The 26448-nt window shown below is 57.5% G+C and carries 24 protein-coding genes; 9 read left to right on the top strand and 15 right to left on the bottom strand.

What is annotated here, in order from left to right; genetic code table 11:
- Positions 1–34 precede the first annotated feature (34 nt).
- Positions 35–1126 carry an aminomethyltransferase family protein gene (locus tag PKC29_13110; GenBank protein HML96356.1) on the bottom strand — a complete coding sequence of 364 codons (1092 nt, stop codon included), beginning with the start codon at positions 1124–1126 and terminating at the stop codon, positions 35–37.
- Between the two features lie 204 nt (positions 1127–1330).
- On the opposite strand from PKC29_13110, the gene trxB reads away from it, so the two are divergent.
- Positions 1331–2284 (top strand): thioredoxin-disulfide reductase, encoded by a 954-nt coding sequence (gene trxB / locus PKC29_13105; protein ID HML96355.1) that lies wholly within the window; start codon positions 1331–1333, stop codon positions 2282–2284.
- Between the two features lie 11 nt (positions 2285–2295).
- Here the strand turns inward: trxB and PKC29_13100 are convergent, their stop codons facing one another.
- From PKC29_13100 to PKC29_13070, 7 genes are all read right to left on the bottom strand, one after another.
- Positions 2296–3108 (bottom strand): patatin-like phospholipase family protein, encoded by an 813-nt coding sequence (locus PKC29_13100; GenBank protein ID HML96354.1) that lies wholly within the window; start codon positions 3106–3108, stop codon positions 2296–2298.
- 25 nt (positions 3109–3133) lie between these two features.
- Positions 3134–4300, bottom strand: coding sequence for a homoserine O-acetyltransferase (locus PKC29_13095; GenBank protein HML96353.1), 1167 nt, complete (start codon positions 4298–4300; stop codon positions 3134–3136).
- Positions 4297–5589, bottom strand: a complete 1293-nt coding sequence (locus tag PKC29_13090; protein ID HML96352.1) for an O-acetylhomoserine aminocarboxypropyltransferase/cysteine synthase — start codon at positions 5587–5589, stop codon at positions 4297–4299. The genes PKC29_13095 and PKC29_13090 overlap by 4 nt, the downstream gene beginning before the upstream one ends.
- A gap of 115 nt (positions 5590–5704) precedes the next feature.
- Positions 5705–6175, bottom strand: a complete 471-nt coding sequence (locus PKC29_13085; protein HML96351.1) for a CoA-binding protein — start codon at positions 6173–6175, stop codon at positions 5705–5707.
- A gap of 91 nt (positions 6176–6266) precedes the next feature.
- Positions 6267–7112, bottom strand: a complete 846-nt coding sequence (locus PKC29_13080) for a c-type cytochrome (GenBank protein HML96350.1) — start codon at positions 7110–7112, stop codon at positions 6267–6269.
- A gap of 9 nt (positions 7113–7121) precedes the next feature.
- Complete coding sequence (pbpC, locus tag PKC29_13075) at positions 7122–9488, bottom strand: penicillin-binding protein 1C (GenBank protein HML96349.1); 2367 nt, start codon at positions 9486–9488, stop codon at positions 7122–7124.
- A 31-nt stretch (positions 9489–9519) separates the two neighbouring features.
- Positions 9520–15039 (bottom strand): MG2 domain-containing protein, encoded by a 5520-nt coding sequence (locus PKC29_13070; protein HML96348.1) that lies wholly within the window; start codon positions 15037–15039, stop codon positions 9520–9522.
- 214 nt (positions 15040–15253) lie between these two features.
- On the opposite strand from PKC29_13070, the gene PKC29_13065 reads away from it, so the two are divergent.
- Positions 15254–16009 (top strand): SDR family oxidoreductase, encoded by a 756-nt coding sequence (locus PKC29_13065; GenBank protein HML96347.1) that lies wholly within the window; start codon positions 15254–15256, stop codon positions 16007–16009.
- A gap of 352 nt (positions 16010–16361) precedes the next feature.
- Here PKC29_13065 and PKC29_13060 read toward each other — a convergent pair whose 3' ends face one another.
- The 4 genes from PKC29_13060 to PKC29_13045 all read right to left on the bottom strand — a co-directional run bounded on the left by PKC29_13060 (position 16362) and on the right by PKC29_13045 (position 18969).
- Entirely contained in the window at positions 16362–16934 is a 573-nt protein-coding gene (locus PKC29_13060) for a GNAT family protein (GenBank protein ID HML96346.1), read from the bottom strand.
- A gap of 16 nt (positions 16935–16950) precedes the next feature.
- Positions 16951–17361, bottom strand: coding sequence for a hypothetical protein (locus PKC29_13055; protein ID HML96345.1), 411 nt, complete (start codon positions 17359–17361; stop codon positions 16951–16953).
- A gap of 71 nt (positions 17362–17432) precedes the next feature.
- On the bottom strand, positions 17433–18113 hold the full coding sequence (locus tag PKC29_13050; protein HML96344.1) for a hypothetical protein: 681 nt from the start codon (positions 18111–18113) through the stop codon (positions 17433–17435).
- A gap of 85 nt (positions 18114–18198) precedes the next feature.
- The gene (locus PKC29_13045; protein HML96343.1) at positions 18199–18969 is read right to left on the bottom strand and encodes a methyltransferase domain-containing protein; all 771 of its coding nucleotides are present in this window, start codon (positions 18967–18969) and stop codon (positions 18199–18201) included.
- A gap of 131 nt (positions 18970–19100) precedes the next feature.
- Between PKC29_13045 and crcB the strand changes: the two genes are divergently transcribed.
- From crcB to PKC29_13015, 6 genes are all read left to right on the top strand, one after another.
- Positions 19101–19487 (top strand): fluoride efflux transporter CrcB, encoded by a 387-nt coding sequence (crcB, locus tag PKC29_13040; protein HML96342.1) that lies wholly within the window; start codon positions 19101–19103, stop codon positions 19485–19487.
- A gap of 70 nt (positions 19488–19557) precedes the next feature.
- The gene (locus PKC29_13035) at positions 19558–20001 is read left to right on the top strand and encodes an RpiB/LacA/LacB family sugar-phosphate isomerase (protein ID HML96341.1); all 444 of its coding nucleotides are present in this window, start codon (positions 19558–19560) and stop codon (positions 19999–20001) included.
- A gap of 41 nt (positions 20002–20042) precedes the next feature.
- Positions 20043–21065, top strand: a complete 1023-nt coding sequence (locus tag PKC29_13030) for an aspartate-semialdehyde dehydrogenase (GenBank protein HML96340.1) — start codon at positions 20043–20045, stop codon at positions 21063–21065.
- The gene (locus PKC29_13025; GenBank protein HML96339.1) at positions 21065–21622 is read left to right on the top strand and encodes a PH domain-containing protein; all 558 of its coding nucleotides are present in this window, start codon (positions 21065–21067) and stop codon (positions 21620–21622) included. Before PKC29_13030 ends, PKC29_13025 begins: the two co-directional genes overlap by 1 nt.
- A 117-nt stretch (positions 21623–21739) precedes the next feature.
- The gene (dapA, locus tag PKC29_13020) at positions 21740–22618 is read left to right on the top strand and encodes a 4-hydroxy-tetrahydrodipicolinate synthase (GenBank protein ID HML96338.1); all 879 of its coding nucleotides are present in this window, start codon (positions 21740–21742) and stop codon (positions 22616–22618) included.
- Positions 22619–22682: 64 nt separating this feature from the next.
- Entirely contained in the window at positions 22683–23366 is a 684-nt protein-coding gene (locus PKC29_13015) for a ribonuclease HII (protein HML96337.1), read from the top strand.
- On the opposite strand, the gene PKC29_13010 is transcribed toward PKC29_13015, so the two are convergent.
- Complete coding sequence (locus PKC29_13010) at positions 23338–24009, bottom strand: peptidylprolyl isomerase (GenBank protein HML96336.1); 672 nt, start codon at positions 24007–24009, stop codon at positions 23338–23340. The genes PKC29_13015 and PKC29_13010 overlap by 29 nt on opposite strands.
- Before the next feature lie 153 nt (positions 24010–24162).
- On the opposite strand from PKC29_13010, the gene PKC29_13005 reads away from it, so the two are divergent.
- On the top strand, positions 24163–25095 hold the full coding sequence (locus tag PKC29_13005) for a TIGR03560 family F420-dependent LLM class oxidoreductase (protein ID HML96335.1): 933 nt from the start codon (positions 24163–24165) through the stop codon (positions 25093–25095).
- Between the two features lie 16 nt (positions 25096–25111).
- On the opposite strand, the gene gldC is transcribed toward PKC29_13005, so the two are convergent.
- Complete coding sequence (gene gldC, locus PKC29_13000) at positions 25112–25450, bottom strand: gliding motility protein GldC (protein ID HML96334.1); 339 nt, start codon at positions 25448–25450, stop codon at positions 25112–25114.
- Positions 25451–25466: 16 nt separating this feature from the next.
- Positions 25467–26327, bottom strand: a complete 861-nt coding sequence (locus PKC29_12995; protein ID HML96333.1) for an enoyl-CoA hydratase-related protein — start codon at positions 26325–26327, stop codon at positions 25467–25469.
- Between the last annotated feature and the right edge of the window lie 121 nt (positions 26328–26448).

The raw sequence follows: 26448 nt of genomic DNA, 5'->3' as shown, positions 1-26448 counted from the left end.
TAGGGGGTTAATTTAGATAAAAAGCCGATTTTTCTCAATCGCCGGGGGCCGGTCGAACAAACGGGAGCGGCATTACCGTGCCTTTTCCCCGTATGCCTTCGGGAGAGGAAATATCTACTTCAGTCCCGGGCTCGACGAATTCTCTTCTTACATATCCCAGTGCGATATTACGCCCGAGGGCGGGTGAAAAGGCAGGGCTCGTGATCCTGCCTATCTTTTTCCCGCCGCCGAAGATTTCGTCACCGGCAGACGGGGTATAGCCCTTTTCTAAAACTATGCCCGAGAGGTGTCTGTTCACGTGCCCCCGCCACTTGATTCGGGCCACGACCTCCTGCCCGATGTAGCATCCCTTCTCGAAGCTGAGCGCGCTCCATATCCCCGCCTCGATAGGGATCGTGTCCTCGTCCATGTCCCTTCCGTACATTGGAATGCCGGCTTCCACGCGGAGGACGTCGAGGGCCCGGGAGCCGACGGGCTCCAGACCGAAGTCCTTTCCCTTTTCGAGAAGATAATTCCACACTTCTTCCGCGCGGTCCTGAGGGACATATAGATCGAAGCCTCCTTCACCAGTCCTGTCGGCCGAGGCGCATACGACTTCCGCTCCGACAATAGCGTCTCTAAAATGTCCGTGCTCCTTTATTTCCGGGACGGTTATGCCGGCGGAGGCGAGGACGTTCTTCGATTCGGGCCCCTGTACGGAAAAGAGCGCGAGCTCCTCCGTAACGTCGTCCACAGTAGCTTTGTACGAGAGCCTGTATTTCAGAAGCAGGTCCCTAACCTTCATGTTAAGACCGGGCTCGAGATCGAGGAGCACGGAATCCAGGTCTTTATAAACGCGCATGTCGGAAAGCATCCTTCCCTTGACCGTAAGAACGGCAGCGTATGCGCCCTCGCCCGCGGAGAGCTTCATGACGTCGTTCGTCAGCATGCCCTGGAGAAACTTGAGATGCTCCTTTCCGGCGAGGCGAAGCTTTCCCCTCGCGGAGAGGTCGAGCAGTCCCGCTTTCTTTCTTACGGCCTCGTATTCCCCGGGCCAGCCGCCGTACTCCCCGGGCATTATAGCGGCATTGCCGCCGGCATTGACCGCGACGCCGGTGGCTTCGCTCAAAGTCTCTTTACTTTCCATTGCGATCTCTCCGTATTGATTAGTATAACCAGAGGGCGTGGTTTGCCGAAACGTCTTATAACCCCGGCCGCGACATTGAATCCATAGCCCGGTTTCGGTTATCTAATCCTGAACACCGGTATGGGGAGCCGTTTCGTACTTGAAAAACCGCCTTCGAAATGTAGTATAAAGCTGAGTCCGGCAGGACGAAAAGCGAGGTAACGGATGATAGACAAAAGCGCTCTTACAAAGAAACAGAAGGTAGTAATAATGGGTTCGGGACCGGCCGGGCTGACGGCCGCCATATACACGGCGAGGGCCAATCTCGAGCCGCTCGTCTTCGAGGGGCTCGAAGCCGGGGGGCAATTGACGCTCACGACCGACGTGGAAAACTTTCCGGGGTTTCCCGAGGGCATACAGGGCCCGGCGCTCATGAACGCCATGAGGCAGCAGGCCGAGAGGTTCGGGGCTACGTGCCTTCGCGAAAGAATAGACTCCGTCGATTTCAGCGAAAGGCCGTTCAAGGTCGTGTCCGGTGACATGACGTTCGAGGCCGAAACTTTCATAGTCGCCTCGGGGGCGTCAGCCAGAATGCTCGGCATAGCGTCCGAAAAACTCCTCCTCGGAAGGGGCGTATCGACGTGCGCGACCTGCGACGGGTTTTTCTACAGGGGCAAGGAAATAATAGTAGTCGGCGGCGGGGACAGCGCCGTCGAGGAAGGAACGTTCCTTACGAAGTTCGCCTCCAGGGTGAACATCGTACACAGGAGGGACCAGCTGAGGGCCTCGAAGATAATGCAGGACAGGGCGTTCAAGAACCCGAAGGTGGATTTCATCTGGAATGCCGAGATAGAGGAGATACTGGGAGACGTGGAGAGCGGCGTAAAGGGCGTAGTCCTCAGGGACACTAAAACCGGAGAGACAACCACGAAGGATATAGACGGTATATTCATAGCCATCGGCCATACGCCCAACACGTCTATATTCAGGGGGAAGCTCGACATGGACGAGGTCGGGTACCTCATCACCAAAGAAGGCTCGACCGAAACCAACGTGCCGGGCGTCTTCGCTGCGGGCGACGTGCGCGATAACAAGTACCGCCAGGCGATAACGGCCGCCGGCTCGGGCTGCATGGCCGCAATCGACGCCGAAAGATTCCTCGAAAGCCAGGGGGAATAAAGCCCGAGCCTTCAGGCGGGGCGGTCCGCGCTCCGCTTTTCGAATTCGGACATAAGCCGCTTCAGCCCGGGGACGGCGCTTTGGGCCGCTTCCCTGCCGATTTCGATTATCGAGCGGCCCCTGTGGAAATCGAGCACCTTCACACTCAAGAGACACGGGGACACGACGACGTCCGGAGGGCATTCCCTGAAGCTGTATTCCGTAAGCCTTCTCTGGGCTATTATAGAGCTCCTCTGAACGATATCCACGAGAGAAAAGTCCGCCACTGCGCAGTCCTCGGAAAAATTGCTCAGGAGATCTATCGCAACGACCATGTCCGCGCCGAGCTCCTTAAGTACCTTCACCGGAACGGGCTCGAGAACGCCTCCGTCTACTAGAAGCATATCCCCGTGAGGGACGGGCGTGAAGAGACCGGGAATCGCCATGCTGGCGTGAACGGCGGTACGGAGGCTCCCGTTCATGAAGGTTACGGTCTCGGCCCTGCCGACGTCCACGGCAACGGCCGCGAACGGCTTCCCGAGGTCTTCGATGTTCTCGATGCCGACGATCTCGCCGAGGAGCCTCTCGACGTAGTTTCCCGAGAAAAGGCCCCTCGCCGGCCATGTCGGACCGAGAAGGAAAGGGATATCCTTAAAGCCGTATTTGAGCGAAACGTCCTCGAGGCGCGACAGCTTCCCCGCCGCATAGACGGCGCCGACCAGAGCGCCTATGCTGGTCCCCGAAACTACGTCGAATTCTATGCCGGCTTCGGAGAAGGCTCCGAGCACCCCTATGTGCGCGTATCCCTTTGCCCCTCCCCCTCCGAGTGCTATGCCTATTTTCATTCACGGTCCCTCTGCCCGTGCGTATTCAAAACGAGCCCAGGAATTCCTTTATCGATTCCGTCAGCGTCCTGTATTCGAGAAGGAACGAATCGTGTCCGTATGGAGAGTCTATTTCGTGATAGTCGCACAGTATGTTATTTTCGCGAATGGCGTCGACCACCTCGCGCGACTGGTAGGGCGGGAAGAGCCAGTCGGACGTGAAGGACGCGACGAGAGCCTTCCTGCACTTCATCCTGGAAAACGATTCGGCCAGGCTGCCGTACCCTTCGGCTGCGTCGTAGATGTCTATGGCACGCATGATGTAGATATAGCTGTTGGCGTCGAATCTCTCGACGAACCTGGCCCCCTGGTATTCGAGATAGTCCTCGATGTCGAAGTTGCTGTCGAGCCGTAGCTTCATGGACAGGGGATCAGGGTGATTCCTCCCGAATTTCTCCCAGAGCCAGTTGTGGCTGAGATATGTTATGTGTCCTATCATACGCGCTATCGCCAGGCCCTTCGCAGGGGGATTGCCGCCGTAATAATCCCCGCCGTTCCAGTCAGGATCGTCCGTTATCGCGCGGATGCCGACCTTGTGTATGGCGATCGACTGCGGGTTCGAAACCGCGCCCGAGGCCACGAGCACAACCGAGTCCACCATGCCGGGATAAGAGAGCGACCACTCCATGGCCTGCATCCCTCCCATCGAGCCCCCGGCGACCGCCTTTATTCGCCTTACGCCGAGGCTGTCCAGAAGAGCCTTCTGGACCCGGACCATGTCCTTTATCGTAATCATGGGGAATTCGAACCCGTAGGGCTTCCCGGTAGCGGGATTTAAGGACGAGGGGCCCGTCGTGCCGTAGCAGCCCCCAAGAATATTCGAGCAGACAACGAAGTACTTTTCCGTGTCGAACGCCTTTCCGGGCCCTATCATCACGTCCCACCATCCGGGGACTTTGTCTCCGGGAGCGTGCCTGCCGGCGGCGTGGGCGCTCGCGGTGAGGGCGTGCTCGATGAGTATGGCGTTGTCCGCAGCTTCGTTCAGGGTTCCGTAGGTTTCGTAGGCGACGGTAACCGGCCCGAGCGTGAGGCCGTTTTCGAGACGGAAGAGATCGGGCTCCTTCGCGAACGTGAAATATTTCGTCTCGACGAGGCCGACCGAGCCTTCTTCGACTATTACGACCGGGGATTCCCCGAACGCCCTCTTGCTCATTTTGCCTTCCCGGATTTTTCGAGCGCCTGCTCTATGTCCCATATGATGTCGTCCACGGTTTCGAGTCCGACGGAGATGCGAATCATCTCGGGGTTTACGCCGGCCAGGAGCTGGTCTTCCTCGCTCAGCTGGCGGTGCGTCGTCGACGCCGGGTGTATGACGAGCGTCTTCGCGTCCCCGACGTTCGCGAGGTGGCTCAGAAGCTCGAGGGCTTCGATGAATCTCACGCCGGCTTCCTTTCCGCCCTTGATCCCGAACGTGAATATAGAACCAGCGCCACCCGGCATGTACTTTTTCGCCAGGCCGTGATACGGGCTGTCCGGAAGCCCCGGATAACTTACCCACTCGACGGACGGGTGGCTCTTGAGGTACTCGGCGACGGCGAGGGCATTTTGGCAGTGCCTCTCCATCCTGAGGTTGAGCGTTTCGAGGCCCTGGAGGAAGAGAAAGGCGTTAAAGGGGCTGAGTGTGGGACCCATCGTCCGGAGCACCTCGCAGCGGGCCTTCATCGTGTATCCGAAGTCGCCGAACGTCTCGTAGAACCTCACCCCGTGATAGCCCTTGGAGGGTTCCATCATCGCGGGGAAGTTGCCGTTGTCCCAGGGGAACTTCCCCGATTCGACGAGCACGCCGCCTATGGAGGTGCCGTGGCCGCAGATGAACTTCGTCGCCGAATGGACGACTATGTCCGCGCCGAATTCGATGGGCCTGCAGAGAAACGGCGTCGCGAAGGTATTGTCTATTATGAATGGAATGCCGGCCTCTCGCGCTACGGCCGAAACCGCCTCAATGTCGAGAACGTTTCCGAGCGGGTTTCCTATGACTTCGGCGAATATCGCCTTCGTTTTTTTCGTTATGGCCTTTCTGAAATTCCCGGGGTCGTCCGGATTGACGAAGACCGTGTTTATGCCGAGGTCTCTGAAGTTGACGTCGAACTGCGTATAAGTCCCGCCGTAAAGCGCGTTCGACGAGACGAGCTCGTCGCCCGATTTGAGGATCGTCAGGATGGCGACCATTTGTGCGGCCATTCCGGACGATACCGCAACCGCCGCCCGGCCCCCTTCGAGCGCCGCCATCCTCTCTTCGAATACGGCGGTCGTCGGGTTCATGATACGGGTATAGATGTTGCCGAAGGTTTGAAGATTAAAGAGCGAAGCCGCGTGGTCCGCACTGTCGAATACGTAGGCCGTAGTCTGATAGAGGGGCACGGCGCGGGAGCCGGTAGCGGGATCCGGGAGCTGCCCCGCGTGTATGCAGAGCGTTTCGAATCCGAATTTTCTGTCAGCCATTAACAAACCTCCGAAAATAATTATGCGACAAGAGTAAAAACCGCGCCGCCGTTCGCACGGTTTTACAGAACGTTAAATGTCGAATCGGGCTTCTGCGGACATCCCCGGTATCGGCCTAGTAGGGCAGCCATTTGGACCTCTTCGAGGACAGGAAGCCTCTGTGTACGCCGATAAAATTAATCCCGCCGAATAGACGCGCGTGCTCTATTTTCATGCAGCGGTTCATGACGACCTCGAGGCCCGCGTCCCTGGCCCTTTTAGCCGCCTCCTCGTTTATGACCCCTATCTGCATCCATACGACCTTGGCGCCTATCTTTATAGCGTCTTCGACTATGGGCGGCACGTCCGCCGGCTTTCTGAATATATCCACGACGTCCACCTTTTCCGGTATGTCGAGAAGGCTCGGATAGCATTTTTCTCCGAGTATCTCCTTCTGTCCCGGATTGACCGGGATTATTTTATATCCGTGATCCTTGAGATATTTCGCTGCGAAGTTGCTCGGCCTGTGCCACTTGTCCGAGAGGCCCACGATCGCAATGGTTTTACTCTCGGCCAGAATGCGGCGCAGTGTCTGTATATCTTCCATTATATCTTTCCTCTGCGGGGCGTGCGGGAATAAATATACAATTTACCCAAGTTATGGAATTTCGCACGTGGCAGGTCCCGGGGACGGCGCTTCAATCCCTTATCTCCTTCATGTAGTGAAAATACGCGAGCAGGTTGTCGAGGCCGCTTTCGGAGAGGTCCGGGTGATCGGGCATCCGGGTGTACCGGTATTGCGAGGGGTGTTTTATGAACTCCTTTATCATATGGGCCGGGCGGTACTCGACGATGCTTTTAGGGGCGTTGAGATCGGGGCCGACTTTGCCGCCCTGCCCGTTCATGGAATGACACTTTACGCATCTTGCCTTGAATATCCCGTATCCCCTGTACGCCGGGGAATCCGCGGCCGCCCCCTTCGGGAACACGAGAGGGTACTGGTCCTGAAAGCGCATGAGATTAACGGCGGCTATCTGCCATGACCAGGGGTATTCGTTTTCGGGGGTCTCTTCCTTGCCGGTCCAGACGAGGTAAAAAGGCCCCGGATCGATCCCCTGCTTCCCCACGGGCTCCCACTTGCCGGAGTCGAGGTCCGCATAAACTATGTATCCCCCCGGCTTCGAGATATCGGACAAAGCGGCCACGGCGTTGTAACCGTCGAGCGCGATAAACGCGACGTCCGTATATTCCCCGCTTTTCAGATTCTCACCGAAGCCGAGCCCGAGAATGTCCCCGAGGGCGAATCCCTCGTACCTCTTTATTTTCCCGTACTCGATGTCGTAGAGCTCGATGCGCCGGGGCTCGATCTTCGATTTGAGCGCCGAAAGCTTGAACGCTTTCAGAGGCTTTCCCGAGATTTGAAATTCGATCGAGGGGTCGGGGTTCCGGGCGCCCGAATATCGAGGGGAAAAAAGAGAAGCGGCCAGTACGAATATAGCGAGGGAGATGAAATAGAAGACAGTAGTCCGAATTTTAATCGGCACGGGCACGGCTCACCTTCCGACGACTTCGACGTTGCCGGTTTTTTCGACCTTGTAGGTGACGCTGTCCGACCTTCCGGACGAGTCCACGACGACGAGGTCGTGCGCGCCCGCTTCGAGCGGTACGAACACCCGCTTGTAGGGCTTCGAGGATGCTATCAGCTTCCCGTCCTGATACCAGTAGAGCATATCCGCCTCCTCGCTCACCCTCGCTATGAGCTCGACCCTCTGGTATTCGGAGGGCATGCCGTTTAAGACGCGGTAGGGGGTGGTTCCGTCGGGCGACACAATCCTGGGCGGGCTCTCGGACGGGACGTCCTTACACAGCGGGCTCAGCGGTGGTATCGCCGGGGCGGCCTTCCCCTCGGCCATGCGCCATGCAACGAGCTCCGCCGGGTACGTGGTTACGATGCGCGCCTCGTGCGGGCGCTCGCCTATGCACTGCCCGAGGAGAAGCTCGCCCGTTTCGCCGTCTACGAATATCCTCTTCGAATACGTGTCCCTCGGTATACGGGAGACACCTTTGACGTACGTCACTTCGTCCCTCTGCCCGCAGTATGGAGTCGGCAGCATGTGGCTCGACCTGCAGACCTCTATCGTCCCGAGGTTAAGCCCGTCGGGCATGGCAATCCGCGCGCCGTTACCCTCTATGCCCCGAAAGAGATCGAAGAGTATAGGCGCCGCGTGCCCGCCGCCCGAAATGCCTTTCTGCCCCCGCCCCCCGGGATTGCCGACCCATACGCCTATCGTGTAGCGGGTCGAATAGCCGAGCGACCACGCGTCCCTGTGCCCGTAGGACGTGCCGGTCTTCCACGCCACCTCGGGCACGTCCCTCGTGAGCACCCACGTGTTCGAAGACATGTCCGGCCGCTTGAGCTCGGTGAGGGCGTCGGTGGTGAGGAACGAGGCTTCGGGTGAGAAGAGCCTGGATTCACCCCGGCTCCGCTCGCTGCCTTCTATCACACGGAGCGGGCGGTGAACGCCTCCCGATGCGAGCGTGGCGTAGAGGTTCGTGAGGTCGAGGAGCGTCACTTCGCCCGAGCCGAGTATGAGCGGAAGGCCGTACTTGCCGGGCGGCCTGTCGAGGGTCGCGAGGCCGCCTTTGAGGAGAAGCTCGTGAAACTCCCCGAGGCCGACCTGCGCGAGGAGCCTTACGGCAGGGGCGTTCAGGGACAGGATGAGGGCGTATCTCAGCGTTATCCGGCCGCGGTAGGTGCCGTCGTAATTCTCGGCGACGTAGCCTGAATAATCCGTGGGTACGTCGAGGACGTACGTGTCCGGGATGACGATGCCCTGGTCTATGGCCATCGCGTAGAGAAACGGCTTTAAGGCCGATCCCGGCGAGCGCGGGGCCAGCGCGAGGTTGACCTGTCCCGAGCTTTTCTTATCGAAGTAGTCAGCCGAGCCGACGAGGGCCTTTAAGCTCCGGGTCTCGTTATCTATGACGACTATGGCGAGATTTTCTATGCCGTCCCGTCTGAGGTCGTCTATGTGTCTTGCGGCTATCTCCCCCGCTATGCGCTGTATCGAGGAATCGAGGGTCGTGCGGGCGCTCTCGCCCCGCGAGACCTTCTGGTAGACGTACTCCGAGAAATGGGGCGCCGAGAACGGCTGGAGCCTTCTCTTTTCGGGCACAGGCTCCCTGGCGTATCTTTCCGCGTCTTCTTCCGTGAACACGCCGATTTCGGCGAGCTGACGGAGGACCTTGTTCCTCTCGCGGAACGCGGACCCGGGATTACGCGTCGGGTCGTATGCGACGGGCGATCGCGGGAGCGCCGTCAGGAGCGCGATCTCGGCCGGCGACAGGACGCGCGGGGACTTGCCGAAATAAAAATAGGAAGCGGCCGCGACGCCCTCTATGTTGCCTCCATAGGGAGCGATGTTGAGATAGATTTCGAGGAGCTCGTCGTCTTCGTAGCGCCACTTGAGCTGGAACGCGCGGAAGGCCTCTTTTATCTTCGACGCCACGTTTCGGCTCTTGGGCTCGGCCATGCGCGCTATCTGCATCGGTATCGTCGAGGCTCCGGAGACGACCCTGCCGGCCCTGACGTTAACGTAGAACGCGCGGACGAGGGCGAGCGGATTCACGCCCGGATGATGACGGAACCACCTGTCCTCGGAGGCTATGACGGCCTCGACGAGCCCGGGCGATATGTCTTCGAGCCCGGCTTGAAACCGCCAGCGGTTGTCCTCGGGCAGGAAGAACCTGAGCGGCCTTCCCCGGCTGTCCGATATGACGGCGGCCGTCTTTTTGTGTATCGAGGCCTCGGGGAACGGAAATAGATAGTCGGCCGCGAGGAATAGCAAAAACGCGTCGGCCGCAAGCATCAATACCGCCGCGCACGCGCACGCTGTCAACTTCGAATAACGGCTCTTCATCGTCCCTTTCCGCACACGTTTTTCCCTTCCGTCACTGTTTGAGCTTAACCTCGAACGGCTCGCCGAGCTTGCCGGTGAACCTGATGTTGGGCGAGTACATTGCCTCGGCCTGGACGGGCGGGACGGCGAACGTCCCCGGGTTCACGACGCGAAGGAGGGCGTAGAAGTTATACCACTTCGCGTCCGGGAGGTCCGTGAATATGAGAATCCTGTCGTCCCTTATGTCCATGTATTCGGGCTCCGTCGTATTGCCCGTCGCCCACTTAAGGGTTTCAGTCGTTTTGAGGCGCGGGTTCTCGACCTCGAATCCCGAGGGAAGGAGGTTCTCTATGACCACGTTTTCGAGCGGCCCCGCGCCGCTCTGGATCTTCGTCCTTACGACTATGAGGTCTCCCTGCGCGACATTCGCCGGGTCTACAGGGGCGCCGTCTCTCGTCAGAAACTCCCTCAGAACCGATAGCCCTTCTTCGACGGGCTTGAACCCTTTCGGAGTCGGCGTACCGCTCGTGAGGACGGTGAAGAAGGCGCTTCCCTCCTTGTATTCCTCGTCCATGTTTATGACTATCGGCCGGTCGCCCTCAATGCCCGTGAGCGAGAGTATCTTGCCGCTCTCGAACGTCGCCACCTGCTTTCCGCCTATAGTAACAGTGCCGACGAACGGCGGCGCTTCGGCCTGCTTCTTTACAAACTCGCCTATCGCGAGGAGGGCGAAGGAGCTTTCCTGCGTCGTCCACCACTGGTTGAGCCGTGCGTCCCTCGACAGCCTGTCGACGAGGGCCGGGACCCTCGGGTCGTCGGGGTTGAGGTCGAGTATAGCGAGGAGGAGAATCGCCCTGCTTCTTATGGTCGAGTTGAAGTTGCCGCCGGTTTGCCTGGCTATCTCCTCGACGTCGTTTATCCCCTTGAGGAGCTGCTCCAGCGCCGAGGCGTCCCCCGAGCCCGCGTACGCTCCGCCCAGAAGGGCCCGGGATTCGACGCTGAGCTCGTCTTTGTAACGGTCCCTTATGAAGTCCATCGTGCCCATGTCGGGCTTGCCGTCGCGGCTTAAGACGTAGAGGGCGTAGACGGCGAGCTCGAGCTCGTTCGTGCCGAGCTCGGGCTGCGCCTTGGCCATCATCCTCGCATACCCGACGGCGTTCGAGTAAAGCGATTCGTCGACGAAGTAGCCGGCCTTCCTCGCCTCGACGAGGAAGTGCGCCGCGTAAATGCTCGCCCAGGGCTCGGCCGAAGCGCCCCCGGGCCAGAGAGAAAATCCGCCGCCGTCCACCTGCATCGAAGCGATCTGCCGGATGCCGTCCTGGACCAGAACGGCCGGGTCGCCCTTCTCGAAAAGGGACGGGTCTATCTCGCGGGCTATGTCCGAAAGATAGATGAGCGGGAAGACGCGCGACGTTATCTGCTCGAGGCACCCGTAGGGATACTGAAGGAGGTAGTCGAGCTTCCCGGAGAACTGTATGAGCGGGAGCCTGCTGACGTAAAGATCCCGTCTTATCGTCCCCGGCCTGTAGTCGCCCGAGGCGACGGGAATCTCGAATTCATGTGAGTCTATCCTGCCTATATTCTCCTCCCTCTTCGCCGGGAGATCGGGCAGGACGGGGACGTCCAGGTTCGAGGAAGTCGATTCACCGTTACCCGAAGCCGTGACTTCCATGGCGACCGCTCCCGTGGCGTCCTCCGTATCGACGACGAAGTAGACCGCCCTCTCGCCGCCGTCGGGTATCTCGACGTCGAGCCTGGCCTCTTTCGACCCGGGGGAGACGCCCTTCTCGCCGGCGCCGTCCATGACCCCGGTAGAGGCCGGGCCTTCGATCTTCATGTCAACGGTAATCGTGCCGTCTTTTTTGGTATCGTTCCTTACGGAGACCGGAATTACGACGCTCTCGTTAAGGGAGAAGAACCTCGGCACCGTGGGGAGCAGGACTATCGGGGATTTCACCCTGGTGAACTTTTCGGCGGAGCCGAATTCCTCGCCCCTCGCCGCGACGGCCATAATCCTGACCGCGCCCTGGAATTGCGGCATGTCTATTTTATAGGAGACGTTCCCGTCGCCGTCCGCTTCGAGCGGGCCCGACCAGAACGCGACAGGCTTTACCCTTCTTATACCCTGTGTGCTCAGGAACTGCATCTCCTTTCTCGCGGCGAAGCCGCCGCCCTTGGGCGAGAGTCCTATCGAAATGTCCGGCAGGAGGAGGGAAAATGTGTCGTATGAGGCGACTTCGAGGGCGAGCTTTCTGTAAAAGAACGTGAAGGGGTCGGCGGTCTTCTGATCGATGAGCTGGAGAATGCCTTCGTCTACTACGGCAACGGTGACCGTAGCGCCGGGGAGGGTTTTGACCCCAACTTCGAGCGGCGTGAGCGGCCTTATCTCCTCGGGTGCGGTAATCTCAACCGGGGCTTTATTGGCGGTACGGTCGACGTTTATAGGAATCGCCCCGAACGCCCTGCCCGCCGACCCGGGCTCGAGCTCGTTCACGCCCCGGACGAGCGTCGCCGTGACGTAGGCGTTGGGCCTGTACTTGTCGCTTACGGGGATTTTTATCGCTGCCGTGTTGCCGTCTATGCTGTATGTTTCGGTGTAGTAGACCTCGTCCCTCTCGACCGTGACGAGGAGCTTTCCGGAAAACGGCGCCCTGACCTGGAGATTAGCCGTTTCGCCCGGCATGTATTCCTTCTTTTCGAGGCCGAGGTCGAGCCGCGCGGGATTTTCGACCGCCCACGGGGAGAACCCCCATCCGCTGGCGTAGAACTGAACCTGCGTAGACGAGCCGCCCTTCGGGTCGGTCAGCACCACCCTGTAGCTGCCGAATTCAGGGGGCGTGACGGTGAAGCTCCCCTTCGGCGAGCCGCCGTCCATCGAAAAGGAATTCACGAGGACGGAATCGCGCTTGGATTCGTATTTGTAGTTTCTGGACGGGGTTTGCCTGAGGACGGTGTTCCAAACGTCTTTATAGAACTCGGCCTTGAGCTCGCCGGTGTTCACCTCTTCCGTGCCGTCGCCCCTGGTTGCAAGGGCGACGTATTCGAGCTCCACTTCCTTTCCGGGCTCGGCGTACTTCTCGGGGTCCTTCAGCTTGAGGCCGATGTAGTAGGGATAGGGGTCGACGTTTACGCGACGCGTCGCGTTCACGCCGCGCCCCCCGGTTTCCTGAACGCGCGCCGATATCTGCGCCTGGAGCGAGGACGGCGGCCGTAGCCCGTCGGGTATGGACGCCGTGAAGCTCGTGCTGCCGTTCACGTCGAGAGTTCCCTCGCCCTTGAATATCTCCTTCGACTCGAACGTCCTGTCAGGGTTAGTGAAGACGTAGCCCTTGTAATCCTCGGGGAGGAACGGCCTCTCGACGAGATCGACCAGGGTCTCGACGGAAAGGCCCGATGCCGGCGGCCCGAAGAGATACGCGCTCGAGACGTCGTACCTGAGCTCCTTACCGACCCCGACGGCGGACTCGTCCGTCCCTATCCTGACCTTGATGCGGTCGGGGATAAACTCCTCGACCTGGAACATGTATTGCCCGACGACCTCGTCGCCGATCTTTACCTCGATGGTGTTGTTCCCCGTGGGTGCGAATTCGGGTATGTCGATGGCGAAGGGAACCATTCCCGCTGGGCTCAGGGTTTCTTTTACGGTCCTCGCGACGCGCCCCCTTGCGTCTATCTGCCTCAGTATCACCGGCATCTTTGCGGGGATGTTGAGGTTGGCGTCCCTCACTACGGCGACGCCCTCGGCGGTTTCGCCCGGACGGTATATGTCCCTCTCGCCGTATACGTATGCGCTGTAGCCCTGGAGCGACGGCACCGCGCCGCTGACGTCGAGGCCGGACGTGTCTATGAGCATGTTATCGAGGAGGAGAAAGCTGAAGTCGCCGCCCTTCTGTACCGTGACCATGTAGGGCCGGCCTTTCTTTTCGTCTCCCGCAGCCTTGTCCGTTTCGAACAGGCCTTTCGAGTCCGTCGTGCCCTCCGCTATGACCTGGTTCTTGTCGCTTATGATTCTGACGCTCGCCCCGGCGACCGGATCGAGGGTGGAAAACGAGCTGGTCCATACGAGGAACCCGTCCTTGCCCTTCTTGGCAACTATGCCGATGTCCGTTATGAGCACCCACTTCTGTACGCCCTGGTACTGCCCCTGCGGCAGTATGCCTACCTGATAGAGCCCGGGCTCGGACGGTATATATTTCTTCAGGTCGAGAACCGTTCTGACCTCCTGGTTCTGCTTTTCGGCTATCTTGAAGCCGTACGCCTCCGAAACCCTTCCCCCGAAATAATCCCCGATGGAGCCCTGGTAGAACTCGTCCCGCCAGACCGAATATCCGTAGGACTGAAAGAGGAAGAAGAGGTTGTTGAGGTAGACCTTGTCCACAGTGAGGTCCACGGTGTTTATGTTTATGGATTTGAGCGCGACGGCCTTGGTGCCGTTGGAATCGAGGAACATGCCGGGGCTTTCGAACTCGATCGTCGGATCTAGATTCGCGAACCGGATTTCCTTTTTATACTCCTCCCTCAAAACGGCGTCGTCGAGCGCCGGCATGCCCTCTGCGATCTTGAGGTTGTATTTCTTTCCGGGGACGAAATCGCCGGTCAGAATCAGATCGTTGCCGACCCTCTTTACCGCGTAGCTCACTTTGGGCTCGACCGAGATGTAGTCGGACGCGATTTCGGGGCTCACGAAGGAAGAGAACCCTATGGTTACGGACGACTTCGGATATGCGGATTTAGGCTCGGCGCCCCTGACGGCGAGCTTGTCCCTGGAGCCGAGGGTTATCTTCTCTATAAAATCGTCACCGAGCGTGACGTTGCCGTCCGTGGGCGTGAGGTCGCCTACTATGACGAGCTCGAACGTCCTCTCGCCGGCCGCCTTTTCGAGCGGCCCGCTCCTCCATTTCATCGTGTTGTGCCAGTACTCGGTAATGAGCTTTAGCGGGACTTCCCCGGGCCCCTCGCCCCCGCCGCCGACTTCTCTCAGGGATATTTTTCTCGCGAGGACGTTAGGGTCGACGGGATAGTTGAAATCCACGGTGCCGTTCAGCGTGACAGTGTTCCTCTCGTCGGGGACGGGCTCCTCGGAGACCGAGGCCTTTACGACCCTGAACTTGTCGGTCCGTATACTGAACTCGGTTTTTCCGCCGAGCGTCTCGCCGGATTTTAAAAAGTTCTCAGGATTGAGCTTGATCCTGTAATCGGTGGCCATGTTGAACCTGTAGGAGGCCTGGAAGGTGAGGACGTTAGGCGACTTCCACTGCCAGGCGCCGTTTACGGACGGGGTAATCGTAGCCGGGTCGCGTCCGAGTATCTCGCCCGTGTCGTCCTTCCCGACGGGCTCGTTGAATATGATATCGACGAAGGAATTATTCTCCTTGTCGAACCTGACCTCGACGACGGACACGCTGCCCGATGCCGCCGGCTGCTCGGCCGTCTTTTCCGGACCTTCCGCGGGGAGTTTGTCCCTTAAGAGAAAGAACCCCATTACGAGGGCTATCAGGACCAGCAGCGCTATGGCGATGTTCTTCGGATCCTTGTACTGCGGCTTTCCTGCGTTATCAGGACGGCTTTCCATAATCTATCCTCTCGTTAATTTGATGACGGCGCTTATAATATTAATCTCCAGATCCCGCTCCTCGAATGAGATTATATAACACCTCTCCTAAAACCTGAATACCGCCGAATAGATAGCAGGGACGCTTCGCAACAAGCGTTACACGCATTTAAGGTATTGATTAAATTTGAATCTCCACCATAATTAATCCTAAAATAATCCAGGTGATAATCCCATGAAACTTCTCGAAGGAAAGACCGCCCTCATAACGGGCGGCGGCACTGGTATAGGTAGGGAAACGGCGCGGCTGTTCGCGGAAGAAGGGGCGAACGTCGTTATAACGGGACGGAAGGAAGAGAGCCTCGCCGAAGCGGCGGCAGTGAATAACGGCGCTATAAGCTACCTCGTAAAAGACGTATCCAGAGAAGAGGACTGCAGGGCCGCCGTCGAATACACCCTGGATAAATTCGGCCGGCTGGACATCCTTTTCAACAATGCCGGGGTTATTTACAAGGTGGAGACACACGACACGACGACGGAGCAGTGGGAAACTACATTCGACATAAACGTCAGGGGAATGTTCCTCATGTCGAAGTACGCCATACCCCACATGCTCGAACGGAAATACGGCTGCATCGTCAACAACTCGTCCATACTCGGGCTCAAGGCTTCGAGGGGGTTCGCAGCGTATAACTCCTCCAAGGGTGCGGTCGGCCAGCTCACCAAAAGCATGGCGCTCGAATACGCGGCGCTAGGCATACGCGTTAACGCCATCTGCCCCGGAACCATTTACACCCCCATGGTCGAATATGTTTTCGAGGAATGGGGGGACAGGGAAATGGCGAGACAGAGGTACCTTTCAGTCCATCCGATAAAGCGCTTCGGGGATACGAGCGAGGCAGCACGGGCAGTGCTTTTCCTCTGCGACGACAGGGTGGGATTCATTACCGGCGTCCTTCTCCCCGTGGACGGCGGCCTGAGCGCGAAGTAGCGTACGCCCGCCTTATTTCCGGCGGGCCGGACACCCGGAATTGCCGCCGATTTCGATATAGAGAGCCGGTAAAAAACCGTATCTGAACGTTAATACTTTGGTATTAAGCGATACAGCTATATAATTCTTTTAAAGTGTCGAAAATTAAGTCTTGATGGGGCCGCCGAGTATAGACTATCCTTAATACCATGAGCGGACGGATTCATAAGACATACGGGTTTACGGATTTAGCTCTCTATTCGATCCTGTTTGCCGCTTTCTTCATAGCATTATTCGCATAGGCTTAACTACATCTTGCCTTTTGCTTCTCTTAGGCCCTCCCCCCATTCCCTAACCGGATGCGGGAGGGTTTTTACCGCCAGCTTTCCTCACCACCAGGATCCCAATCCTTTCTCAGCATGCTGTAGACTACGTGATCGACGTAGTGGTCGTAGAGCCATTCGGCTTCTCTGAGCGTGCCCTCTTCCACAAGGCCCAGACGCTCGGGGATCGCCCTGCTCTTGCTGTTACCAGGGGCGCATCTTATCTCTATCCGGTTAAAACCGAGGCTGCCGAAGCCGTAAGCCATCAGGGCGCGGCAGGACTTCGTGACTATTCCCTTTCCCTGATATCTCTCGCCGAGCCAGTAGCCGATGCTGGTCGAATGATTCATCCAGTCTACCTTGTGAAAGCCTATCACCCCGGCGATCTTCCCCCTGTACATAATCGCCAGTGTAAGGGATACGCTCTCTTTGAACTGCTTTCGGCTGAAGGTGATGAAGTCTATCGTGTTCTGGAGGTACCTGTTGTTGTCGAGCCAGGGGAGCCATTTTTTAAGATACTCCCTGTTCCCGTCGATGAGCTCGAAGAGCTCGGCGGCATGATCTTCCCGAAGCAGCTCGAGCTCGAGGTAACTCCCGGCTCTCAGTATAAGCTTGTCGTCCATGTGAAGCGTCCAGAGCTCAGGCTCGTTTGCTAGAAAGCGCGGCCCCTATTGCGGCATCGAGGCCGGCCGGGTCGTCCGTGCCGATTCTGACTTTCCTTCCGTCCTTCATGGCTATCTCGACGGCTTCGAGACCGGACACGTTATAAAGCCATCCTATAGGAGTCCTCCTCATGCCCCAGCCGTAGTACCATGGGTTCCGTACCGCCGAGTGGGACTCGATTTCCGGTAGCGGAAAGCGCTTCCGGATAAGCCCTACTCCGAACCTGAGCGAGACTTCCTCTGCGTCCACCTTGACCGTGAGGATGCTGAAAAGGAGAAGACACACGGCCAGGGCAGCGAGAATAACGAGGAGAAACGGGTTTGCCCCGCCGCTAAGGTAGAAGTAGTTGAGTACGAGCAATACGCCGACGGCGATGAATGTCAGCATAAGATATCCGATCTGAGTGTGTTTGTATTCCGCCAACTCCCGGCCCTCCATGGGTATGATAATTTACTGCGTTATGCCGGCGCCGCGAACGGGTTATCGTTTTCATAAGCCGTCCGGCCAACAGGGATTTCGCTCCCGGAAGACAGTTTCCTGTAAACATAAGCAATGGCGATCATGGTCGTCGGTATGGTAGCGAAGAGTCCGACGAGGAAAACGAGCGCCCCGGCAATATTGATGAGCCCGAGCAGTAGGAGAAACCAGAAGAGCGGCCACTTGACCCCTGAAGTTATTCTCCCGCTCTCCGAAAACGCCCCGCCTATCGGTGAGTCCTTGTCTACAATCAGGTATGGGACATACTGGTATTTAATCATCCATATGAGTCCCGGCACTATCAGCAGCATAAAGCCGGCAAACACCAAAAGCATGTACAGGATATTCCCCAGAATGAATCTCAAGAGCCGGGATAGGGGGAATTGGAGGAGCTCCGAGACGTTGAGCGTTACTCCGTCGCATACGTTAAGGGTGGCCCTGATAAAAATAAAGTTGATCACGAAGCTGGCCAGAATGCTTCCGATAGAAAAAAGGATGGAAAAGGCCGGAAGGCGTTCTTCGAACAGATCCGCGAAAGTTCCAAAAAAGAGATTAACGAGCCAGCCGACGACGAGAAACACTATGAAGAACGCGAGGTTCTCCCTCATCCTGTCCCAGCCGAACCGTATGGCTTCCTTTATCGAGAATCCTTTCTTCTCCATATGAGCATCCTCCGAATATTATCGATACTGCTTGTGCCGTTCATAAATGTACACCTATGCTCGTTTACGAGCGCCGGTCGCGTTTTTAATCCGGCCGCCTTCCCCTGAACCCCGAAAAGAATATGCGTCTGAAGGGATAGAACACCGGCCCTTCCGGGTAGAGCTTTTCGAGCTTTTCCATAAGGGCGTTCCTGAAAGCCTCGTCGAGCGGAGGCTGGAGGCGGCTGAAATAAGATAAAAGCACAGTGCCGGAGAGCCATTCGAGAACGGCCCGGGCATCGTCCAGGACATGCGGGAATACCTTTTCGAATACTGTAACGCCGGCGCATCCGTTCTCGTAAAGGAGCTCGGCGTATTCAGTAATGGTGAGTACGGACGGAATTCGTAACCATCCTCCGAGGGCGCTCCTGAAAGGCTCTTCTCCGGCGGTTTCGCCGGCGAGGCGCTGTGTTATGTGCACGTGGTTCGACGGAACCTGGACAGCGATCTGGCCCCCGGGTTTTAGAAGCGATATCAGGCGCGGTACGAGTTTTCCGTGATCGGGAACCCACTGGAGAGCGGCGTTCGAGAAGACGAGATCCCATTCCCCGCCCGCGTCCTGTACGGGCAGGAGCTCGAAATCGAGCCCGGGCCTTACCCTCGGCGCAGCCTTACCGAGCATCTCCGGCGAGGAATCTATTCCGAGAACCCGGCTGCCGGGGAGCATATCAGAAAGCCTCTCGGTGAGCTCGCCTGTGCCGCAGCCAAGATCGATAACGTCCATACCTTCCCTTATTTCCACGAGACCGCTCAGGTCTTCGAAAGGCACGAACCGCTCTTTCTGAAATTTCCCGTAGAGCTCTGGATTCCATGCCATGAAGTAAAAACCTCCGGACAGGCGTCTGTAATCATATTACTCTATGCGTCTTTCAAGACATAACGTTTACATATGATATCATTTTCCAGATATTATTTTCCGAATCCTGTCGAAAACGGAGGCCAGGGCCGATGTCGAACCTCGTTTATATAGCTGCGGGCGGCGTAATAGGAGCCATACTCAGGTATACGGTCACGGGGGCGGTCTTCAGGCTCGTTCCGGGCGTGTTCCCCTGGGGGACGCTTCTCGTGAACATCACCGGCTGCCTCGCAATCGGCGCAGTGTGGCACCTTTTCGAGGGTTTCTACATTACTCCCAACATGAGGCTTTTCCTTATGGTCGGCCTGCTCGGTGCTTATACGACTTTCTCGAGCTTCGGCCTTGAAACCCTTAACCTCCTGAGGGAAGGCGAGGTCGGCCATGCGCTCTTCTATGTCCTTGCGAGCAACATCATAGGCGTAGCAGCCGTATACGCCGGAATCCTCGTGACCAGAGGTCTCACAGGGCTTCTCAGGTAATATTTACCGCTCGCATGCAGCCTGGCATCTCCTTGAAGGGCGCCCGCATCTTAATTACACTACTCGTACTATGAAAATCGCCGTTGGAAGCGACGAGCGGACGTATCTCACGGACTTCGTCATGGAAGAACTGGTTAAAAGGGGCATAGAGGTCGAGCCCCACGGCCCTCTCGCGGGCGAAGGTCTTCAGTGGGCGGACGTCGCCGAGGAGGTCTCCAGGAGGGTCGCCGATGGGGAATGCGACCAGGGGATACTCTTCTGCTGGACGGGTACGGGCGTCAGCATAGCGGCGAACAAGATTCCAGGCATACGCGCGGCCCTTTGCCAGGACGCCAAAGCGGCCGAAGGGGCGCGGAAGTGGAACGATGCCAACGTCCTGGCGATGAGTCTCCGGGCCGTGTCGCCCGTCGTGGCGGGCGAGATATTAGACGCCTGGTTTACGGCTTCGCCCGATGAAAGCGAGCGGGAAAATATAGAGAAGGTGGAAAAGCTCGAAAAGAAGCATTGCAGGTAGAGTAAGATTTAAGTGTGACAAGAAAGAATTCGGAGGAATAAATGAAGAGCGGTGGTTATAACGTTGCAATAGCCGGCGCGACGGGCGCGGTGGGGCAGGAGATGATGGACATCCTGAGGGAGAGGAGCTTTCCCGTAAAGGAGCTCAGGCTCCTTGCATCCGAGAGATCGGCAGGCAAGAAAATGCAGTTTAACGGCACTAATATAGAAATAAAGAAACTGGACAAGGATTCGTTTTCGGGTATAGACATAGCCCTCTTTTCGGCCGGCGGGGGCAGGAGCAAGGAATTCGCGCCCACCGCTGTAGAGGCCGGGGCGGTCGTCGTCGACAACAGCTCGGCCTTCAGGATGGAAGAAGACGTGCCTCTCGTCATTCCGGAGATAAATCCCGGGGCGGCTGCCGGTTACAGGAAAAGGGGGATAATCGCGAACCCCAACTGCACGACCGCGGTTACTCTCATGGCACTTAAGCCGCTACACGACATCGCACGAATAAAGAGGGTCGTCGCGTCGAGCTACCAGGCCGTGTCGGGCGCCGGCGCCCAGGCGATAGAGGAGCTCCGGCAGGAGACCCTCGCCTGGGCCGGCTCGGGCGACATGAAGCCGTCGGTATTCCCGCACCAGATAGCGTTCAACATAATTCCGCACATCGATACCTTTCTGGAGAACGGCTACACGAAAGAGGAGATGAAGCTCCATCACGAGACCAGGAAAATATTCGGGGATAACGAAATCGCGGTTACGGCGACGACCGTCAGGGTGCCTGTATTCAGGGCGCATTCCGTGGCGGTGAATATAGAGACGGAGAAAAAGATATCGGTAGGCGAGGCGAAGGAGGCCCTGTCAGGCTTTCCGGGGGTCAGGGTCGTGGACGAGCCGCAGAACCTTAGATACCCGATGCCGATAGACGCCGCGGGGCTCGACGAGTGCCTTGTCGGGAGGATAAGGGAAGACTATACGGTGCCGAACGGGCTTTCGCTATGGGTGGTCGGCGATCAGCTCAGGAAGGGCGCCGCGCTCAATGCCGTTCAGATAGCGGAGCTTCTTATCGGAGAGTATATATAGTGGCTATAGCCGGAGTGTTTAAGGGACTTGTCGAAAAGCTCCAGGGCGGAAGTTTTACAGAGCCCCCGGATGGTATCGCCGAAGGACTCAGAAAGCGCCTCGGCGAGGGTGAGGAAGTGCTCTTCACGCTTCTTAACTGGAGGGCTATGCGCAAGGCCCCGACGTTTACGGACAGCAACACATACTTCAGCTCCTGGTTCATATTGACCGCTAAACGGATCATAATCGCGAGGAACTCTTCTGAGCTCAAAACGTTCAGGGAAATCCCGCTCAACGGGATAACGGACATACATTACGAGCTCGACCGCAGCGAGCCGAGGGTGACGATTACTACTCCCGGAAACGTGGACAAAATAGAGTTTCAGAAAAGGGCTGCGGGACATGCGTCGGAGCTCGAAGGGCTCCTCAAAGCGGTGATCGCCGAGGCGAGAAGGTCGGCACCTGTTGCAGCCGAAGGCGAGATCGTATTATGCGGGGGCTGCGGAAGCGGCATCCCGAAAACGAGCCGTTTCTGCCCGGAGTGCGGAGTGAGAATAATTCTCCGGGACAGTGTATAAGCCTGCCGCACAAGCCTCGCCATAAGGGCCGGATAATTCGCCTCCGTCCCGTATAAACCTTGAATTGACCAAAAGCTCGAATATAATGAATTCTGCCAGACCAAGGAGGCTTTACCGATGATTCACGGCTCGCTTGTCGCCATCGTCACGCCATTTAAGAACGGAAAGATCGACGAGGACGCGCTAAAAAAGCTTATAGATTTCCAGATCGAGAACGGTACGCACGGCATAGTTCCGTGCGGGACGACGGGGGAATCCCCGACACTTACGCACGAGGAGCACGAATACGTCATCGAGCTTACCGTAAAGGCTGTAAACAAGCGCGTGCCGGTCATCGCCGGGACAGGATCCAACAGCACGAAGGAGGCCATAAGGCTCACCCGCTTCGCCGAGGAAGTCGGAGTAGACGCTGCGCTCCTGGTCGCGCCTTATTACAACAAGCCGACCCAGGAGGGCCTGTATCTCCACTTCAGGCAGATAGCGTCTCAGGTAAAGATACCGCTTATCCTGTATAACATCCCTGGGCGCTCCGTCGTTAACATACAGCCCGAGACCGTCGCGAGGCTGGCGAAGGACTGCCCGAACATAATCGGGATAAAGGAAGCGTCGGGGTCTCTGGTACAGGCGAGCAGGATATTAAGCCTGTGCGGAAGGGATTTTCTGCTCCTCTCGGGCGAAGACGCCCTTAACTTCCCGCTCATGTGCATAGGGGCGAAGGGATTCATCACCGTGACGGCCAACGTCGCGCCGAGGGACGTCGCGGACCTGTATAACCATTATGCGGCCGGGGATATAGACAAGGCCCGGGACCTTCACTATAAGCTCCTCCCGCTCAACGAGGCGCTCTTCCTCGAGACGAACCCGATCCCGGTCAAGGCCGCGCTCAGCATGATGGACAAGATAGCATACGAATACCGGTATCCGCTCTGCCGGATGTCGGAGAAATACTACGAAGAGCTCAGGGGAGCTCTCGTCGGTTACGGACTGGTTAAATAGACCTGATTCGCCGGCGTGCGGGGGAAGTGTGAATATAAATCTTCTCGGGATTCACTCGGACGACATGGCTCCGCCGGATTTCACCATCGAAAAAGGATTGTGGACCAAGGGAAAGACCCCTGCCGGTATAGACGAGGCGGGCAGGGGGCCTCTTGCGGGCCCGGTGGTTGCGGCGGCCGTGATTCTCCCCGCCGGGTGCAAGCTCGGCGGGATCGACGATTCTAAGAAATTATCCGAGGCATCGAGGAATGAAGCCTGGGAAGCCATAACCAGGACCGCCGTCGCTTACGGAATCGGTATAGTCGAGCACGACGTCATAGACAGGATCAATATACTCCGCGCGTCTTTAAAGGCGATGGAAATCGCCGTCGCCAATCTTCGCACGCGTCCGGATTTCCTCCTCATAGACGGAAACCAGGGGCTTTCAATACTCGTTCCGCAGGAGACGATAGTCAAGGGGGATGCGAGATGCTCGTCCATCGCCGCGGCATCGATCCTCGCGAAGGTGACGAGGGATTCGATAATGGTGCGGTACCACGAAATCTACCCGCAGTATAACTTCGGCTCGCATAAAGGTTACGCCACGAGGGAGCACCTGGACGCTCTCAGGGAGCACGGCCCCTGCCCCATACACCGGAGGACGTTCAGCGGCGTATTGACCGGGATGCCGGAGATGCAGTCGCCGGATGAAGGTTCACCCGGCGAAATCAAAATACCCGTTATTCAACGACCTTTACGGATTCGATAACCACGTCTTCGGTGGGAACGTCGCCGTGCATGCCCTTGTTGCTCGTGGGGACCGCGGCTATGGCGTCAACCACATCCATGCCGTCTATTACCTTCCCGAAGACGGCATATCCGAAGTCTCTTGCGCCGTTGTTGAGGAAATCGTTGTCGACGACGTTTATGAAGAACTGCGACGTTGCGCTGTCGACGACCTGCGTACGGGCCATCGCAAGCGTGCCCCTGTCGTTCTTGAGCCCGTTATTGGCCTCGTTCTTGATCGGGGCCTTCGTAGGCTTCTGGGCGAAGTCGGACGTGAACCCGCCGCCCTGTATCATAAAATTGGGGATGACCCTGTGAAAAATAGTGCCGTCGTAAAATCCGTCGTTTACGTAGGAGAGAAAATTCTCGACCGTTACAGGAGCCTCGTTCTTCAAGAGCTCGACCTTTATGTCACCTTTGGACGTGGATATTATTACCACCGGATTGCCTCCTTGTGTTTCGCTCGTATCCCCGGCAGGAGCGCTTTGCGCCGTATTCTGCGCGGAATTATCCTTTTGCTTGCAGGCCACGGTAACCAGCATCGCCGGCACGAGAACCGCCACCAAAAGAAGTTTTACGGCAAGGCCCGACATACCTGCATAAAAGTCGATATTTCCGAGCTTCATACTTTAGTCCTCCGGGTTTTCTATGAGGGAACTAAAGTTATAATATTACTCGCACGGTGTCAAACAGCCGCTTTTCCGGAGAAACCTTTCGGGAACCCGGAGGCAGTTTATGTACGCAGATTAAATGAAAAAATGCCTTAAACAGGAAGAGAAATGCCGGCAATAGACTTCGGAGTCGTCCTCCGTCAGCAGAAAATAGAATTCTCCGAGATAAGGGATGCGGCCGAGCTGTGCGACGAGCTCGGATACCATTCCGTCTGGTTTTACGATCACCTCCTCGGGCAGGGCGGGCTCGACCTCGACATATATGAGGCGTGGACGCTCATGTCCGCGCTTTCCGCCGTAACGAAGAACGTCAGGCTCGGGACGATGGTCCTTTGCAGCGCCTTCAGGCCCCCTTCCCTTCTGGCGAAGATGGCCTCGACGCTCGACGTCGTAAGTGGCGGGAGGCTCGAATTCGCTATCGGGGCAGGCTGGTTCGAGCCCGAGTTCAGGGCATACGGCTACGATTTTCCGGATACGCGGGCCAGGGTAGAGGAGCTCTCGGAAGCGGCGGCGATAATAAAGTCCATGTGGGCCGAGGAAAAGCCGAGCTTCAGCGGCAGATATCACTCCATAGAGGGCGCGTACTGTAATCCGAAGCCCGTGCAGAAGCCCCATCCGCCCATCATAATCGGCGGGTCGGGGGAAAGATATTTACTCGGAGTAGTAGCCGAGCTTGCGGACGAATGGAACTGCCCCGCGAGCAGCGCGCTCGAGTACGAGCGAAAGATCGCCGCCCTTAAGAAGCACTGTGCGGACATCGGGCGGGACCCGTCCGGGATAAGGATATCGCAGCAGACGGTTTGCGTACTCGCGCGGAGCGAATCCGAGCTCCCGGAAAAACTGGAGAAAGCACAGAGGCGCTACGGGTTCTTCGGAGATATCGAGAAGATAGGAATAGTCGGGACCCCGGAGCGGTGCATATCGAAAATCCGCGAGAACGAAAAGAAGGGCGTAACGAAATACACCATCTTCTTCTCGGACGTTATGAACCCCGAAACGCTTCGCCTCTTCGCAAAAGAGGTCATGCCGGCCTTTAAGTAGAGCCGGGAGAAGGAGATTACCTGTTGGCGAAGGCCTCCACGCTCTTTACGAACTCGAGCGCGAAGGCCCTTATCTTCTCGGACGTGGCGTCGTCGTTAGTCGCCCTTTTGTATGTGTCGGCCATCTTCATGAACATGTGGTAGAAATGAGCGCCCATCTCGCCTACTTCCATGCGCGGGGTCCAGAGCTCTATGCCCATGCTGTTCCTGGCGCTCTTGTCCCACATCGATATCATGAGAGACTCGCATGGTGCGAAACCCTCTTCACCGGAGTCGGTGGCGTTCCAGTATATTTCTTCGGGCGCACCCGTATCGTCGAGCTTGACTAGGAACTTTATTTCTGCTTCTTTGGGCATCTGCTCTCCGTCCGGTTTAATCTACCCCCCAAAAGTCGGGCTTTCTCTTTTCGAGAAACGCCGTCGCGCCCTCGACCATCTCGGGGGCCTTCATGAAGAAGCGGGCAAGCTCGAGCCCGTGCGTGATCTGAGGGTGGGCCATGTCGGATACGAAGTTGATCTGGAGCTTCGCAATCCTGAGCGATTGCCTGCTCTTCTGGAGGAGGCTCTTGCACCACGCATCCACCTCTTCGTCGAGCTTGTCCTGTGGGACGACTTTGTTGACCCAGCCCATATCCATCGCTTCCTGTGCCGTGTAGCGGTCACATAGATAAACTATTTCGCGGGCTTTTTTGTCGCCTACAGAGTGCTGGAGCTGCTGGAGGCCGTACCATATAGGCGCGCTCCCGACGAGCGGGCCGGCCTGTGCAAATATGGAAGTATCGGAGGCTATCGTGAGGTCACAGAGCATGTTGAGCTCGTTCCCGCCGCCGACGCAGTAACCGTCAACGCGGGCTATGATCGGTTTTCCGCAGCAGCGCATCGCCGTTGCAAGCCTGTAGTGGACGAGCATGTACTTGGCGTCTACCTTCTTTTTGGGATCGACTATCCAGGACAGATCGCCGCCCGCGGAAAAGGCCTTGCCTCCCGCGCCCGTAAGGACTATAACCCCTATACCGTCGTCGAGCCACGCGTCTTCGATGGCAATGGCCAGCTCTTCCCTGACCTCGGAATTAAGGGCGTTACGCACCTCGGGGCGGTTTATGGTGACGTACGCGACCTTGTTCTTTTTAGAGTAGAGAATATACTCGAGCTGAAGGCCTGACTTCTTCCTCGCGGGCTTGGCGGCAGCCGCTGTTTTTTTCGTAGTTGTTTTGGTAGTTCTACCCTTGGCCATGAGAGCCTCCTGTAATTATATGGATTGAATCATACAATTTTTGCCTCGGATGCCCCCCGATGTCAAATCTGTACAGACCTGGGACATAGGTTACAGGTGTTCGGAGACATGGGTAACAGTT

The organism is Thermodesulfobacteriota bacterium (assembly GCA_035325995.1).
GTDB lineage: Bacteria > Desulfobacterota_D > UBA1144 > Nemesobacterales > UBA2774 > JADLGH01.
Note: the sequence above shows the minus strand (reverse complement) of the source record. Positions and strands in the feature narration are given on the sequence as shown.